Origin of the sequence: Leifsonia sp. SIMBA_070 (assembly GCF_046534635.1) — a bacterium.
GTDB lineage: Bacteria > Actinomycetota > Actinomycetes > Actinomycetales > Microbacteriaceae > Leifsonia.
Genome location: NZ_JAWRYK010000841.1, coordinates 1 through 241, shown reverse-complemented (window position 1 = coordinate 241; position 241 = coordinate 1). Strand labels below are relative to the sequence as shown.

General features: G+C 66.4%; 1 protein-coding gene. It reads right to left on the bottom strand.

Annotated elements, in window-relative coordinates; translation table 11 throughout:
• Positions 1-241, bottom strand: a 241-nt coding sequence (locus SB754_RS22590; protein WP_410784507.1) for an SURF1 family cytochrome oxidase biogenesis protein, incomplete at both ends; no start/stop codon positions are given.

The window sequence follows — 241 nt, the reverse complement described above, 5'->3', positions numbered from 1 at the left end:
AACCCATAGGCGGCCTGCTCCAACTCGTAGCCGACCTCCTCCTGGTACTTCGCAAGGTCGATGGATGCCAGCTGTCCTTCAGGCGCCCCGCGCTGCAGGGTGGGTTCGGCAGGCTTGAGGCGCGCGACGACGGTGACTTCCCCTGATGGGGCGGGCGGGACAGTGTCAGGCCGGCCGGCTTCGTTGTTGCCGATGGGCAGCCAGCCGCGGTTGATGACAACGGTGGTTCCGTCAGGGAGAT